The sequence below is a fragment of the Halomonas flagellata genome, from assembly GCF_022487945.1.
GTDB lineage: Bacteria > Pseudomonadota > Gammaproteobacteria > Pseudomonadales > Halomonadaceae > Halomonas > Halomonas flagellata.
The window spans coordinates 124,521-137,961 of sequence record NZ_JAKVPY010000010.1 but is presented as its reverse complement, the minus strand read 5'-3'; the positions used below and the strand labels follow the sequence as shown (position 1 = coordinate 137,961).

14 protein-coding genes are annotated in these 13,441 nt (G+C 67.9%); 5 read left to right on the top strand and 9 right to left on the bottom strand.

The genetic code is table 11. From position 1 onward, the window contains the following. The first annotated feature begins 172 nt into the window (after positions 1-172). On the top strand, positions 173-625 hold the full coding sequence (locus MKP05_RS10645; RefSeq protein WP_276316589.1) for a MerR family transcriptional regulator: 453 nt from the start codon (positions 173-175) through the stop codon (positions 623-625). A gap of 48 nt (positions 626-673) precedes the next feature. Then, positions 674-2,392: an AMP-binding protein gene (locus tag MKP05_RS10640; protein WP_240568249.1), complete on the top strand. Its 1,719-nt coding sequence runs from the start codon at positions 674-676 to the stop codon at positions 2,390-2,392. A 389-nt stretch (positions 2,393-2,781) separates the two neighbouring features. On the opposite strand, the gene MKP05_RS10635 is transcribed toward MKP05_RS10640, so the two are convergent. From MKP05_RS10635 to MKP05_RS10620, 4 genes are all read right to left on the bottom strand, one after another. Next, complete coding sequence (locus MKP05_RS10635; RefSeq protein WP_110283952.1) at positions 2,782-3,360, bottom strand: hypoxanthine-guanine phosphoribosyltransferase; 579 nt, start codon at positions 3,358-3,360, stop codon at positions 2,782-2,784. A 48-nt stretch (positions 3,361-3,408) separates the two neighbouring features. Beyond that, a complete protein-coding gene (nagZ, locus tag MKP05_RS10630; protein WP_240568248.1) occupies positions 3,409-4,422 on the bottom strand; it encodes a beta-N-acetylhexosaminidase in 1,014 nt (337 codons plus the stop codon). A 74-nt stretch (positions 4,423-4,496) separates the two neighbouring features. Continuing rightward, positions 4,497-5,015, bottom strand: coding sequence for a L,D-transpeptidase (locus tag MKP05_RS10625; RefSeq protein ID WP_240568247.1), 519 nt, complete (start codon positions 5,013-5,015; stop codon positions 4,497-4,499). Further along, positions 5,015-5,680, bottom strand: a complete 666-nt coding sequence (locus MKP05_RS10620) for a TetR/AcrR family transcriptional regulator (protein ID WP_110283949.1) — start codon at positions 5,678-5,680, stop codon at positions 5,015-5,017. Before MKP05_RS10620 ends, MKP05_RS10625 begins: the two co-directional genes overlap by 1 nt. A gap of 213 nt (positions 5,681-5,893) precedes the next feature. Here MKP05_RS10620 and lexA point away from each other — a divergent pair, with 213 nt between their 5' ends. Together lexA and dinB are read left to right on the top strand one after the other, a co-directional pair. Further along, positions 5,894-6,544, top strand: a complete 651-nt coding sequence (gene lexA, locus MKP05_RS10615) for a transcriptional repressor LexA (protein WP_110283948.1) — start codon at positions 5,894-5,896, stop codon at positions 6,542-6,544. Then, positions 6,525-7,592 (top strand): DNA polymerase IV, encoded by a 1,068-nt coding sequence (dinB, locus tag MKP05_RS10610; protein ID WP_110283947.1) that lies wholly within the window; start codon positions 6,525-6,527, stop codon positions 7,590-7,592. Before lexA ends, dinB begins: the two co-directional genes overlap by 20 nt. 384 nt (positions 7,593-7,976) lie before the next feature. Here the strand turns inward: dinB and MKP05_RS10605 are convergent, their stop codons facing one another. Continuing rightward, positions 7,977-8,648, bottom strand: a complete 672-nt coding sequence (locus tag MKP05_RS10605; protein WP_240568246.1) for an energy-coupling factor ABC transporter permease — start codon at positions 8,646-8,648, stop codon at positions 7,977-7,979. Between the two features lie 12 nt (positions 8,649-8,660). Continuing rightward, the gene (purU, locus tag MKP05_RS10600; protein ID WP_110283944.1) at positions 8,661-9,515 is read right to left on the bottom strand and encodes a formyltetrahydrofolate deformylase; all 855 of its coding nucleotides are present in this window, start codon (positions 9,513-9,515) and stop codon (positions 8,661-8,663) included. A gap of 230 nt (positions 9,516-9,745) precedes the next feature. On the opposite strand from purU, the gene MKP05_RS10595 reads away from it, so the two are divergent. After that, on the top strand, positions 9,746-11,341 hold the full coding sequence (locus MKP05_RS10595) for a ribonuclease J (protein WP_240568266.1): 1,596 nt from the start codon (positions 9,746-9,748) through the stop codon (positions 11,339-11,341). Positions 11,342-11,483: 142 nt separating this feature from the next. Here the strand turns inward: MKP05_RS10595 and MKP05_RS10590 are convergent, their stop codons facing one another. From MKP05_RS10590 to moaE, 3 genes are all read right to left on the bottom strand, one after another. Further along, positions 11,484-11,780 carry an H-NS family histone-like protein gene (locus MKP05_RS10590; RefSeq protein WP_110283943.1) on the bottom strand — a complete coding sequence of 99 codons (297 nt, stop codon included), beginning with the start codon at positions 11,778-11,780 and terminating at the stop codon, positions 11,484-11,486. A gap of 208 nt (positions 11,781-11,988) precedes the next feature. Beyond that, positions 11,989-12,987: a GTP 3',8-cyclase MoaA gene (moaA, locus tag MKP05_RS10585; protein ID WP_240568245.1), complete on the bottom strand. Its 999-nt coding sequence runs from the start codon at positions 12,985-12,987 to the stop codon at positions 11,989-11,991. 2 nt (positions 12,988-12,989) lie between these two features. Next, positions 12,990-13,439 carry a molybdopterin synthase catalytic subunit MoaE gene (gene moaE / locus MKP05_RS10580; RefSeq protein ID WP_240568244.1) on the bottom strand — a complete coding sequence of 150 codons (450 nt, stop codon included), beginning with the start codon at positions 13,437-13,439 and terminating at the stop codon, positions 12,990-12,992. Positions 13,440-13,441 lie beyond the last annotated feature (2 nt).

Genomic DNA, 13,441 nt, shown 5'->3' with positions numbered 1-13,441 from the left:
CATTGTCGTTGTCGCGTGCAGGCCCAGCGACCAACCTAGCACTTGCTAGGTTTATCACACATCAGCCCATGGTCGACAAGCACTTTACGTTAACGTAAAGCTCGGCTAGTGTTGCGGGTACGTGGCGGCGGTTGCGCCCCTGCCTGGCAATATAAAGTAAAGGAAGACGCTCATGAGCAAGCGCACATCGGCCCCCCAGGAGCCGTCCAACGGCGGCCTGTCCCGACAGCGTCGCACCTATACGATCGGCGAACTGGCCCGGATGTTCGAGGTGACGCCGCGGACCATCCGCTTCTACGAACAGGAGGGCCTGCTGGCGCCGGAACGCCGTGGCCAGGCCCGCGTCTACCACGAGAAGGATCGGGTACGTCTCAAGCTGACGCTGCGCGGCAAGCGGTTGGGGTTCTCGCTGGCCGAGATCCGCGAGGTGGTGGAGATGTACGACGCCATGCCCGACGGCAATGCGCGCCAGCTCAAGCGCCTGCTCGAGATCCTCGCCGACAAGCGGGCCAACCTGGAGCGCCAGCTCGAGGACATCCGCCTGATGCATCGCGAGCTCGACGATGTGGAGAGCCGCGCCCGCGAAGTCCTGGCCAGCCTGGAGACGGAGTCGACCGGCCGCTGACGCTCCTGCGCCACCACGCCCTATTGCAACAACAAGAGACGGGAAAAGATGACACGCCAACACACTCCGATCAGCTATGTCAGTGGCATCAGCGACACGCCCCTGAAGGGCCAGACCATCGGCGACTGCTTCGACGACACCGTCGCCCGCTTCCCCGACCGCGACGCCCTGCTCAGCCTGCACCAGGGGCTGCGCTACACCTGGGCCGAGTTGCAGCAGGCGGTGGATCGGGCGGCCCGCGCCCTGCTGGCGGTGGGTGTCGGGACAGGCGACCGGGTCGGCATCTGGTCACCCAACTGCGCCGAATGGACCATCACCCAGTTCGCCACCGCCAAGATCGGCGCCATCCTGGTCAACATCAATCCCAGCTACCGCACCCACGAGCTCGAGTATGCGCTCAAGCACTCCGGCGCCTCGACCCTGATCCTGCAGGGCGCCTTCAAGGGCTCCGACTATGTAGCCACGCTGGCCGAGCTGGCCCCGGAGCTCCATGAAGAGAAGGCCCCGGAGCTCCAGGATGAGATGGCCCCGCCCCCCCTCTCCTGTGCCAAGCTGCCCGAGCTGAAGCGGGTGGTCTGCCTCGACGCCGAGCTCGCGCTGCCCGGCATGCTCAGCTGGCAGGGGCTGCTGGCCCACGCCGACGAGGTCTCCGCCGAGCAGCTGGCCGAGCGCCAGGCGACCCTGCAGTTCGACGACCCGATCAATATCCAGTACACCTCCGGCACCACCGGCGCCCCCAAGGGGGCGACGCTATCCCACCACAACATCCTCAACAACGGCTTCTTCGTCGCCCGCACCATGGGCTTCAGCGAGCGGGACCGGCTGGTGATCCCGGTACCGCTCTACCACTGCTTCGGCATGGTGATGGGCAACCTCGGCTGCATGACCCACGGCGCCGCCATGATCTATCCCGGTGACGGCTTCGACCCGGAAGCGACCCTGCGCGCCGTGGCCGAGGAGAAGGCCACCGCGCTCTACGGCGTGCCGACGATGTTCATCGCCGAGCTCGAACACCCGGACTTCGAGCGCTACGACCTCTCCACCCTGCGCACCGGCGTCATGGCCGGCTCGATCTGCCCCATCGAGGTGATGCGCAAGGTGATCGAGCGCATGCACATGCAGGACGTCACCATCTGCTACGGCATGACCGAGACCAGCCCGGTGAGCTTCCAGACCCAGACCGACGCGCCGCTGGAGAAGCGCGTGACCACGGTGGGCACCATCCATCCCCACCTGGAGGTCAAGCTGGTCAGCCCCGAGACCGGCGCCGTGGTACCCCGCGGCGAGACCGGCGAGCTGTGCACCCGCGGCTACAGCGTGATGCTCGGCTACTGGGAGAACGAGGAGGCCACCGCCAGGTCCATCGACGGCGCCGGCTGGATGCACACCGGCGACCTGGCGACCATGGACGAGGAGGGCTACGTGGCCATCGTCGGCCGCATCAAGGACATGATCATCCGCGGCGGCGAGAACATCTACCCGCGCGAGATCGAGGACTTCCTCTATACCCACCCGGCCATCTCCGACGTCCAGGTGATCGGCGTGCCCGACGAGAAGTACGGCGAGGAGGTGATGGCCTGGGTCAAGCTGAGCGAAGGCGAGTCCCTCACCGCCGACGAGCTCAAGGAGTTCTGCAAGGGCAAGATCGCCCACTACAAGGTCCCGCGCTACGTGAAGTTCGTCGACGAGTTCCCGATGACCGTCACCGGCAAGATCCAGAAGTTCAAGATGCGCGAGGAAGCCACCCACGAGCTGGGGCTGGGCTGACGCTATGGGGTCTCCCCACGAATTTCTCGATGATGGCGGCACATTCGCCGAATAAAGGCGCCGAGGCCCGCCCCTAGGGGGTCAGACCCTGACGAATCCCCACGAATATCCCGGCGATGGCAGCACGTTCGCCGAAAAAGGCGCCGAGGCCGCCCCTATGGGGTCAGACCCCAGCCAAGTCGCGAAGCCCGTCATGGTGCGCCTTGCGAGCGGCTTCCGACGCCGCCGGGGTCTGACCCCATAGGGACCGGCAGCGCTGGCAGCCTGCCACCCACCCATTCCCAACACATTGATAATGCTGAAATGTTTCTGGGGTGGCCTCAGGATCAGCCCCCGAGGGGGCATGGCGCCGACCCTGGCGGCTGCCGCCCCGTGCCCTGCTCCTCCGCCTACAATCCCTTGGGCGCGAAGATCCCCGGGGCGTTGCGCCAGTAGCCCTTGTAGTCCATGCCGAAGCCGAAGACGTAGCGGTCGACCACCTCCAGGCTGCAGTAGTCGGCCTTGAGTCCGGGCACCGCCTTGCGCGCGTGCTGCTTGTCGACCAGCACCGCGGTGGCGATGCTCGCCGCCCCGGCCTCTCGACAATAGGCGAGGATGGCGGCGAGTGTGGCGCCCTCGTCGAGGATGTCGTCGACGATCACCACATGGCGGCCGGCCATGGGAATCTCCGGCGAGACGCGCCAGAACAGCTCGCCGCCACGCAGGCCGCCGCGGTAGCGGGTGGCGTGCAGGTAGTCGACCTCGAGCGGGAAGCCGAGCCGGGTCAACAGGTGGCCGGTGGTGATCAGGCCGCCGTTCATCACGCAGTAGAAGACCGGCAGCTTGTCGCCGAGGTCACGGGTGATCTCGTCGGCCATGCGGTCCAGGGCGCGCTCGACCTCGGCCTGGGTGATCAGGCAGTCGGCGTTGTCCATGACGTCGCGCATGTCGGAGAGCGACTGGTGAAAATCGGCGTCGAGTTTGGGCATCGGCTATCGGCTCGCGGTCGGCGTGGGTACGGAGGGAACAGGAATAACTCAGTGGACCGCCAGGGCCTCCAGGCGGGCATGCACGCGGCGCCAGCGGGAGAGCGCCCCCAGGGCGGCGAGATCGGGCCGGGCGCGGGCGTAGCGCAGCTTGAGCAGGCGCCGGGAGACTCTCCCCTGGCAGGCGTCGAGCACCTCCAGCGCCGCGGCGCGGTCGTTGCACACCAGCAACATGTCGCAGCCGGCCGCCAGGGCCGCCTGCGCCCGCTCGGCGGGGGTGCCGGCCGTCCGGGCGCCGGCCATGCTCAGGTCGTCGGAGAAGATCACGCCCTTGAAGCCCAGGCTCTCGCGCAGCAGCCCCAGCCAGGCCGGGGAGAAACCGGCCGGGCGCGGGTCGAAGGCGGGATAGACCACATGGGCCGGCATCACGGCGCCGAGCCGTGTCGCCAGCGCCTTGAAGGGTACCAGGTCGTGGGCGCGCAACTCGTCGAGCGGACGCTCGTCGACGGGCAAGGCATGGTGGGAGTCGGCCGCCACCCCGCCGTGGCCGGGAAAGTGCTTGGCCACCGCCACCATGCCGGCCTCGTGCAACCCCTCGACGAAGGCACCGCCCATCGCCGCCACGGCCTGCGGGTCGCCGGAGAAACTGCGATCACCGATCACCGTGGAGAGCCCGCGGTCCACATCCAGCACCGGCGCGAAGCTGAGGTCGAGACCGCAGGCCGCCATCTCCATGCCCAGCAGCCAGCCGGTATCCTGGCAGAGCCGCACGGTCACCTCCGGCAGCGCGGCGAAGTCGCGCCCCAGCCGCCCCATGGCGGGCAGGCGGGTGACCCCCTCGCGCAGGCGCTGCACCCGCCCCCCCTCCTGGTCGATCGCCAGCAGCAGCTCGGGCCGGACCCGACGGATCTCGCTGCACAGCTCGCGGACCTGGGCGGCCGATTCGGTGTTGCGGGCGAACAGGATCACGCCACCGACCTCGGGGCGTGCCAGTAATTCGCGCTCTTCGTGCGTCAGGCGGGGACCGTCCAGATCCAGCATCACCGGGCCGAGGGACTGGGTCATGGTCATGCTCCTTGGCGTGGAAGGGGGCAGATTCTAGAACAAAGTCACCCGCCGGGACAGCCGAACGGGGCCGCTCAGTCGTGGAGCCAGACCGGGGTGCCGGGCACGGCCAGTTCGAAGACGGCCAGCAGGTCGGCGTCGCGCAGGCGGATGCAGCCGTGGGACCGGGGCTCGCCCATGAGCTGATCGGGCGGCGTGCCGTGCAGATAGATATAGCGACGCTGGGAGTCGACGTCACCCCCACGGTTGTGGCCGGGCTCGAGGCCGCACAGCCAGAGAATGCGGGTCAGGATCCAGTCGCGCCCCGGGTGAGCGGTGGCCAGTGCCGGGGAGAACACCTCGCCGGTGGGGCGACGGCCGCGGAACACCGTGCCGGCTGGCTGGCCGGCGCCGATGGCGGCCCGCACGTAGTGCCAGCCCAGCGGAGTCTGGCCGCTGCCCTCGCGCTGGCCGGTGCCGGCCGCCCCGGTGGAGACCGGGTAGTCGCCCAGTGGCTCGCGCCCACGCCACACCACCAGCCGCTGCCCGGCGGTGTCGATCTCGAGCCAGTGGCCCTGCGCGGGGGGCAGGTCGTCGAGTCGCGGGGTGTGCATCAGCTCGCCTCGGCCCTGGGCTCGACGGGCTCGGGGAGCGGCGCGTTCATCGCCGCCACCACCACGGGACGCAGGCGACGGATCAGGTCGCGCACCGAGACATGCTCGCCGTAGTCCTTCTCGGCGATGTCGCGTAGCGCATCCAGCCCCGAGAGGGTGAAGATGACGGTACCCAGCACGAAGTGCAGGCGCCAGAAGCGTTCGGTATCGGGCAGGTCCGGGGTGGCCAGGCGGACGAGTTCGCTGAAGCGAGTGAAGACGCTGCCGTACTCGTCCTGGATATGGCGGCGCAGATGGCCCTGGGCCTGGCTGTAGGCGAGCCCGAGCAGGCGCATGAACACCTTGAGGCTGTTGCGCTCGGCGGGCACCTCGAGCACGGTGCGGGCCATGGTCTCGAGCAGCACCTCGAGGGGGATCACCTGGCCGGCGTAGCGGGCCTCGAGCTCGTCCAGGGCGCCGTGAAAGCGCTCGGTGAAGGGATCCAGGTAGCGAGAGAAGACCGCCTGGATCAGCGACTTCTTGGAGCCGAAATGGTAGTTGACCGCCGCCAGGTTGACCCTGGCCTTGCTGGTGATATTGCGCAGCGACGTCTCGGCGAAGCCGCGTTCGGCGAACAGCACCTCGGCCGTATCGAGGATCCGCGTGACGGTATCGGTCTGACCCATGAGCGATGACACCCTGCCTGGAAACAGCTGTTTTAAACGTGACGGGATTGTACGTCAGGCAAGGGCCGCCCCTCAACGCTAAATCGACGAGCGGTGTTTCAAACGCGACCCAGGTCGCCGGACTTTTACTGGATGAACTTCCATGCTGTATACTTGACCAATGAATGGGTGATCCGGACTCCCGATCGCCACCCACCGCCACCCGGAGGTCGTATGACACGCCCCCTGACCCCGCGCCAGCAGAACGTCCACGACTTCATCGTCAAGACCATCCACGAGCAGGGCTACCCGCCGACCCGCGCCGAGATCGCCCGGGCCCTGGGGTTCCGCTCCCCCAACGCCGCCGAGGAGCACCTGCGGGCCCTGGAGCGCAAGGGGGTGATCCGCATGATCCCCGGCACCTCCCGCGGCATCCGCCTGCCCGCCCAGGAGCCCGAGGCCGTCGAGGGCGAGACGGCCGCCACCCAGGGGCTGCCGATCATCGGCGAGGTGGCCGCTGGCAGCCCGATCCTGGCCGCCGAGCATATCGATCGCTACTGCCCCCTGCCCCCGGAGTACTTCACTCCCCGCGCCGACTACCTGCTCAAGGTGCGCGGCCTGTCGATGAAGGACGTGGGCATCCTGGAGGGCGATCTGCTCGCCGTGCACCGGACCGACCGGGTGCGCGACGGCCAGATCGTGGTGGCGCGCCTCGAGGACGAGGTGACGGTGAAGCGCTTCCATCGCCACGGCCATCGGGTCACCCTCGCCGCCGAGAACCCCGACTTCCCTCCCATCGAGGTCGACCTGCGCCAGCATGAACTGGAGATCGAGGGTATCGGGGTTGGGGTGATCCGCGGTGGTAATGGCCAGGCCCTCGGCTGAGCGCAAGATCCTTCACGCCGACTGCGACTGCTTCTATGCCGCGGTGGAGATGCGCGACGACCCCAGCCTGCGCGACATCCCGCTGGCGATCGGCGGCAGTCGCGAGCGCCGCGGGGTGATCGCCACCTGCAATTACCCGGCGCGGGCCTTCGGCATCCATTCGGCGATGCCCACCGCCCGGGCGCTTCGCCTCTGCCCCCACCTGACCCTGCTCCCCGGCGACTTCGACCGCTACCGCGAGGTCTCGCGGCGGATCCAGGCGATCTTCCACGAGCTCACGCCCCTGGTGGAGCCGCTCTCGCTGGACGAGGCCTTCCTCGATGTCACCGCGGTCGAGCGCTTCTCCGGCAGCGCCACCTGGATGGCCCACTGGCTCAAGCGGGAGTGCCTGGCCCGCACCGGCATCACCGTCTCGGTGGGCGTGGCGCCCTCGAAGTTCCTGGCCAAGATCGCCAGCGATTGGGACAAGCCCGACGGCCTCACGGTGATCCCCCCGGCGCGGGTCGACGACTTCGTCAGGCCCCTGCCGGTCAAGAAGCTGCACGGCGTCGGCCCGGCCACCGGGGCGCGGCTCGATGCCCTGGGCATCACCACCTGCGAGGAGCTTCGCCGGGTGCCGCTGGAGCGGTTGCTCGAGGAGTTCGGCAAGTTCGGCCGACGGCTGTTCGAGCTCTCCCGCGGCATCGACGAGCGCGAGGTGCGCGTCGAGCGCGAGCGCAAGTCGATCAGCGCGGAGACCACCTTCGAGCGCGACCTGCCCGACCTGGCGAGCTGCCAGGCCGCCCTGGCATCGCTGTGCGAACGGCTCGAGGCGCGCCTGGCCCGCCATGGCCACCCGCCGCTGGCGGGCATCTTCGTCAAGGTGCGCTTCGACGACTTCAGCCTCACCACCCTGGAGAGCCGGGGGCTGTTGCCCACCCCGGAGAGCTACGCCCGCCTGCTCGAGCAGGCCTGGGCCAGGGCCCGCCGCCCGGTGCGACTGCTCGGCGTCGGCGCCCGGCTGGTGCCCGAGGACGCCCGGCGCCAGCTGGTCCTGCCGATCGAGTGAGCCCCCTAGGGGGAATGAGAGCGCTCCGGGATGAGCCGCCAGTGCTGGGAGGCCCTTTGGGGTCAGACCCTGCCGAATCCCCACATTTTTCTCGACGTTGATAGCTTGTTCGCCGAAAAAGACGCCGAGGATGCCCCTATGGGGTCAGACCCCAGCCAAGTCGCGAAGCCCGTCATGGTGCGTCTTGCGAGCGGATTCGACGCCGCCGGGGTCTGACCCCATAGGGACCGGCAGCGCTGGCAACCTGCCACCCACCCATGCCCAACACATTGATAATGCTGAAATGTTTCTGGGGAGGCCTCAGGGTCGGGCCACGGCAGCTTCTCCGTCGAACATACTGCCATCGTCGAGATATTCGCGGAGAGGCAATGACGCCGACCCTGGCTACTTGGTATCGATATAGCGGTGGTCATTGAAGGTCGCCACCCAACGGGGGTGGTAGACCAGCAGGATGCTGAGCAGCATCCCGGTGATGAAGGCCTCGGAGGGCATCAGCAGCGGCAGGAAACGGGCGTACTCGAGCGCCTGGTGCATGACCTCGGGGTCGCTGGCCCCCAGTGCCATCAGCCCCACCGCCGAGAGCCCCGCCGCCAGGGTGGCCAGGGCCGTGCCGAAGAAGCCGCAGACGAACAGGAAGACCATCAGGTTATCCGGCAGGCGCCGGTCGACGAGCCGCCAGACCAGCACCATCACCAGCACCGGCACCACCCCCGTGACCAGCAGGTTGACCCCGAGCAGCGGCCAGGCGACTCGCCCCAGCACGACCATCGCCAGGTTGGCCAGCAGGCAGGAGAGCAGCGCCAGCGGCGCCTTGAACACCAGGGTCAGCAGTGCCGTGAACATCAGGTGCAGGGTCAGCCAGTCGACCGCCTGGGCGCGCAGCTGCCAGAGCAGCGTGACGGCCAGGGTGGCGGCCAGCCAGCGATGCTGCAGGGCGTGGTCGGCGAGCAGCGCCCGCCAGGGACGCTGGGCCAGCGCCAGGCCGATCGTCCCCAGCGACACCAGGGAGGCGACCAGCAGCAGCCAGGGCGAGAGCACCGGGGCAGCGAAGGACATCGCGAGGCTCCGTCAGGCGAACACCACGGTCTTGTTGCCGTGGATCAGTACCCGATCCTCCAGGTGCCAGCGCAGCCCGCGCGCGAGCACCGCCTTCTCCACGTCGCGGCCGAAGCGCACCAGGTCATGCGGGGTGTGGCAGTGGCTGACCCGGTGGATGTCCTGCTCGATGATCGGCCCGGCGTCCAGCTCCTCGGTGACGTAGTGGCAGGTGGCGCCGATCAGCTTGACGCCGCGCTCGTAGGCCTGGTGATAGGGCTTGGCCCCGGCGAAGGAGGGCAGGAAGCTGTGGTGGATGTTGATGACCCGGCCGGCATACTGCTCGCAGAGGGCCGGCGGCAGGATCTGCATGTAGCGCGCCAGCACCACGCTGTCGGCACGCGCCTCCTCGACCAGGCGCTGCATCTCGGCGAAGGCCCCGCCCCTGTCGCCGGGGGATACCGGCACATGGTGGTAGGGAATGCCGTGCCACTCCACCAGGCCGCGCAGGTCCTGGTGGTTGGAGATCACGCAGGGGATGTCGCAGTCGAGCTCGCCGGCCGTCCAGCGGTAGAGCAGGTCCACCAGGCAGTGGGACTCCCGGGAGACCATCAGCACCACCCGCGGGCGGCGCCGGGTATCGGTCAGCGCCCACTGCATGCCGAACTCCCGCGCCACCGGGGCGAAGGCCACGCGCAGGGCCGCGGCGTCCATCCCGATCGAGTCGGCGAGGATCTCGTAGCGCATGAAGAAACGGCCTGCCTCCAGGTCGGAGTGCTGGCTGGCCTCGGTGATCGAGCCGCCATGACCGGCGATGAAACCGGAGACCCGGGAGACGATCCCCACGCGGTCGGGGCAGGAGACCACCAGGCGATAATAGTGTGACATCGAATGACCGTCGCTGGCTGAAAACAACAGGAACAAGGACGGCATTGTAGCGAATGCCGCCGCCGTCGGCACGGCCGCTTCGTTGTGACCCTCGGCGGCGATCCCGTATAGTGAAGCGCATACTTTCCATGGTTTGCACTCCCCCGATGCCCCAACCTCGTGTCCAGATCCGCCCCCGTCGCCGCCCTCCCCTGCACTTCCTGCCACTCGGCGGCTGCGGCGAGATCGGCATGAACCTGAGCCTCTATGGCTTCGAGTCGCACTGGATCGCGGTGGACTGCGGCATGATGATCCGCCAGGACCTGCCCGACAGCCCGCTGCAGGTGCCCAACCTGGACAGCCTGACGACGCTCGGCATCACCCCCCGGGCACTGATCATCACCCACGGACACGAGGACCATATCGGGGCGGCCGCCTGGCTCTGGCCACAGTGGGGGTGTCCGATCCACGCCACCCCGCTGGCCGCCGGCCTGCTGCGGGCCAAGTTCGCCGCGCGCGGCCTCGCCACCGATGCCATCCGGGTCATCGCGCCCGGCGAGGCCCTGGAGTCCGGCCCCTTCACCCTGCGCTACCTGCCGCTGACCCACTCGATTCCCGAAAGCTGCGCGCTGCTGATCAGCGCCGGCGACCATCGGGTGCTGCACAGCGGCGACTGGAAGCTCGACCCCGAGCCGCTGATCGGCGCACCGGTGTCCGCCTCGACCTTCCGGGCCATCGCCCCGGTGGACCTGGTGGTGGGTGACTCGACCAATGCGCCGCTGCCCGGCCATTCCCGCAGCGAGGGTGAGGTCGCCGTGGCCCTGGAACACGCCATCGCCCGTTGCGAGGGGCGGGTGGTGGTCTCCTGCTTCGCCAGCAACCTGGCCCGGGTGCTGGCCATCGGCCGCGCCGCCGAGCGCTGCGGCCGACGGGTCAGCCTGATGGGACGCTCCATGGAGCGCATGGTGGGCGTGGCCCGCGGGCTCGGCTACCTCGACGACTTCCCGCCGCTGGTGCCGGTGAGCGACCTCGGCTACCTGCCGCCGGAGGAGGTGCTGGTGATCGCCACCGGCAGCCAGGGCGAGCCCCGCGCCGCGCTCCATCGCCTGGCCCGGGGGCGCCATCCGACCTTCGAGCTGGGCCGGGGTGACAGCGTGATCTTCTCGGCCAGGGCCATTCCCGGCAACGAGCTGTTGATCGAACGGCTCAAGGCCGGCCTCAGGCACCTCGGCGTCGCCCTGCTCGACGAATTCAATCACCCCGAGTTGCACGCCTCCGGACACCCGGCCCGGGAGGAGCTGCGCACCTTCTACGGCTGGGTGAAACCCGGCCACCTGCTGCCGGTGCATGGCGAGCCACGCCACCAGCAGGCCCACCAGACACTGGCCGAATCGCTGGACATCCGCACCCCGCTGATCCCGACCAATGGCGACCTGATCCGCCTGGACGCCGATGGCCTGACCCTGGAGGCCCGTCACCCCCAGCCGCCCTGCATCGTCAGCCAGGACGCCGTGACGCCACTGCCCGGCCTGGCCGGCGAGACGACCCGCTCGCGCCATGGCAGCCTCTATCTGGCCCTCTCGGTCACCGCCACCGAGGAGCGTGGCTGGACGCGCATCGGCCGGCTGATGCTCGATACGAGCCAGACCGGCCACCTCGATGAGGACGCCTTCGCCGACTGGCTCGACATGCAACTGCCGGAGCTGCGTGCCGAGACCCTCGCCGAGCTGCGCCTGGCACTGCAGCCGAAACTGCTGGCCTGGTTCGCCGATCACCTGCGCCGGGTACCGGAGATTCACCTGCAGATCCTGGCGGTGGAGGCCCCCAGCTTCAGCGACCTCGACTGAACGTCCCCGGCACCCGGCCCGCCGGATGCTCCCCGAAAAGCCGAGAGGCGAACCCGAAGGTTCGCCTCTCTTATCCTGTCGATCCTGCCGACTCCTTCCCTTCGACCCTTACCCGTCGAGGCGATGTCGCTTACGACATGACTTACGCCTTGTTGGCGTTGGCATTCTTCGGTGGACGACCGCGCTTGCGGCGGGGTTGTTCGGGCACCAGGTCATCGAGCGAAAGACCGGCGTCGTTGAGCGCTTCGCGTATCTCGGCCAGCTTGCGCTCCTTCTGCGCTTCCTCTTCCTGACGTTGCAGCTCTTCGTCCTTCTTCTGTTCGATGACCTCGCCGATCACCTCTGCCAGCTTATGGAGCTGTTCCATGCTCAACTGGCGTGCCGCGGCTCGAGCCACGTTCTTGTTGCGAGCGATGCGCTCCAGGGATTCGCTGGACATTGGCCCCCTCCATGCGATTGAACGAAAAAGGTTATTCATGACACTGTACGTCAAAAGTATATGCACCCTTCGTGACTTGGCAAGAAAATACGTGCAATTATTTTCATCGAACCATCGGCCAATCCCCGTGGTTCCCTTGGGGGATCCTCACACGAAGACGGCGCCATCCTGGCGCCGTCTTCGAATGGGAAGCGAATGAATTCGGCATTCAGCCACCGGTCATGTTCATGAAGCGCACCACCTGGACATCGCCGTCGGTGGTGAAATGATGGCGCTCGGGCTTGAGGGGCATGGCCGCGACGATGCGTTCCTTCAGGGTCTCGATATCGCCCGGATGACGCCGCAGCACCTCCCGCAGGTCCACCGAGTGCTCGTTGCCGAGGCAGAGCAGCAGGCGCCCTTCCACGGTCACCCGAACCCGATTGCAGGTGGCGCAGAAATTGTGGCTGTGGGGCGAAATGAAGCCGACGCGGGTATCGCTGTCGGGCATGCGAAAATAGCGCGAGGGCCCCAGGGTGGTCTCGGTGGTGGGGATCAACTGGTGGCGAGTCTCGATGAGCGCCTGCACCTCGTCGCTGGAGCAGTAGGTCTCGTCCCGGTTATGGTCCGAGACGTCCCCCAGTGGCATCTCCTCGATAAAGCTGATGTCGACCCCTTCCCGTCGCGCGAAATCGACCAGCTCGATCACCTCGTCGTCATTGCGCCCCTTGAGGATGACCGCGTTGAGCTTGATGCGATCGAAGCCGGCCTCCCGGGCGGCGTGGATGCCATCGATCACCTTGGCCAGGTCGCCGGTGCGGGTCAGGCGACGGAAGCGCTCCGGGTCCAGGGAGTCGAGGCTGATGTTGAGCCGCTTGAGTCCGGCCTGGCGGAGCCGATGGGCATACTTGCCGAGCCCCGCGCCGTTGGTGGTCATGGCGAAATCCCTGAGCCCGGGCAGCGAGCCGATATCCTCGACCAGTCGGTCGATGTCGCGACGCACCAGGGGTTCGCCTCCGGTCAGGCGCACCTTTTCCACGCCGAGCTCGATGAAGGCCCGCGCCACCAGCGCCAGCTCTTCCAGCGTCAACACCTGGGCACGGGGCAGGAAGGTCATCTCCTCGCTCATGCAGTAGACGCAGCGGAAATCACAGCGATCGGTGACCGAGATGCGCACGTAGCGCACCCGCCTTCCGAAGTCGTCGATCAGCTCATCGGTTAGTGCCATCGTCATGTCTCCCAGCGGTGGGCATCCTGGTGATCCGAATCACGCTCTGACACCCAGTAGTCGCCGTCGGTGGCGTGTTCCTTCTTCCAGAACGGGGCGCGGGTCTTGAGGTAATCCATGATGAAGTCGCAGGCCTCGAAGGCGGCACGCCGATGGGCACTGGCGACCACCACCAACACGATAGGGTCTCCCGGGGCGAGGCGTCCAATCCGGTGGATCAGGCGCAGCCCCTCGAGCGGCCATCGCCCCTCGGCTTCCTGGACGATCTCGTCCAGGGCCGCCTCGGTCATGCCGGGGTAATGCTCGAGGGTCAGGGCCGTGACCTCGGGGCGTTCGTTGAAGTCGCGCACCAGCCCGGTGAAGCTGACCACGGCGCCGACGTCGGTGCGACCCGCCAGCAGCGCCTGCTGTTCGACGCCCGCATCGAAGGGCGCCTCCTGGACACGAATCATGC

Bases quoted from the DNA above. Each gene is read 5' to 3' on its own strand.
- MKP05_RS10625 (WP_240568247.1), bottom strand. From the start codon at position 5,015: ATGCACACCCCGCGACTCGACGACCTGCCCCCCGCGCAGGGCCACTGG.
- nagZ (WP_240568248.1), bottom strand. From the start codon at position 4,422: ATGACCCAGTCCCTCGGCCCGGTGATGCTGGATCTGGACGGTCCCCGC.
- dinB (WP_110283947.1), top strand. From the start codon at position 6,525: ATGGCCAGGCCCTCGGCTGAGCGCAAGATCCTTCACGCCGACTGCGAC.
- MKP05_RS10640 (WP_240568249.1), top strand. From the start codon at position 674: ATGACACGCCAACACACTCCGATCAGCTATGTCAGTGGCATCAGCGAC.
- moaE (WP_240568244.1), bottom strand. From the start codon at position 13,439: ATGATTCGTGTCCAGGAGGCGCCCTTCGATGCGGGCGTCGAACAGCAG.
- moaA (WP_240568245.1), bottom strand. From the start codon at position 12,987: ATGGCACTAACCGATGAGCTGATCGACGACTTCGGAAGGCGGGTGCGC.
- MKP05_RS10595 (WP_240568266.1), top strand. From the start codon at position 9,746: ATGAACCTGAGCCTCTATGGCTTCGAGTCGCACTGGATCGCGGTGGAC.
- MKP05_RS10620 (WP_110283949.1), bottom strand. From the start codon at position 5,680: ATGGGTCAGACCGATACCGTCACGCGGATCCTCGATACGGCCGAGGTG.
- MKP05_RS10645 (WP_276316589.1), top strand. From the start codon at position 173: ATGAGCAAGCGCACATCGGCCCCCCAGGAGCCGTCCAACGGCGGCCTG.
- lexA (WP_110283948.1), top strand. From the start codon at position 5,894: ATGACACGCCCCCTGACCCCGCGCCAGCAGAACGTCCACGACTTCATC.
- MKP05_RS10590 (WP_110283943.1), bottom strand. From the start codon at position 11,780: ATGTCCAGCGAATCCCTGGAGCGCATCGCTCGCAACAAGAACGTGGCT.
- MKP05_RS10605 (WP_240568246.1), bottom strand. From the start codon at position 8,648: ATGTCCTTCGCTGCCCCGGTGCTCTCGCCCTGGCTGCTGCTGGTCGCC.
- MKP05_RS10635 (WP_110283952.1), bottom strand. From the start codon at position 3,360: ATGCCCAAACTCGACGCCGATTTTCACCAGTCGCTCTCCGACATGCGC.
- purU (WP_110283944.1), bottom strand. From the start codon at position 9,515: ATGTCACACTATTATCGCCTGGTGGTCTCCTGCCCCGACCGCGTGGGG.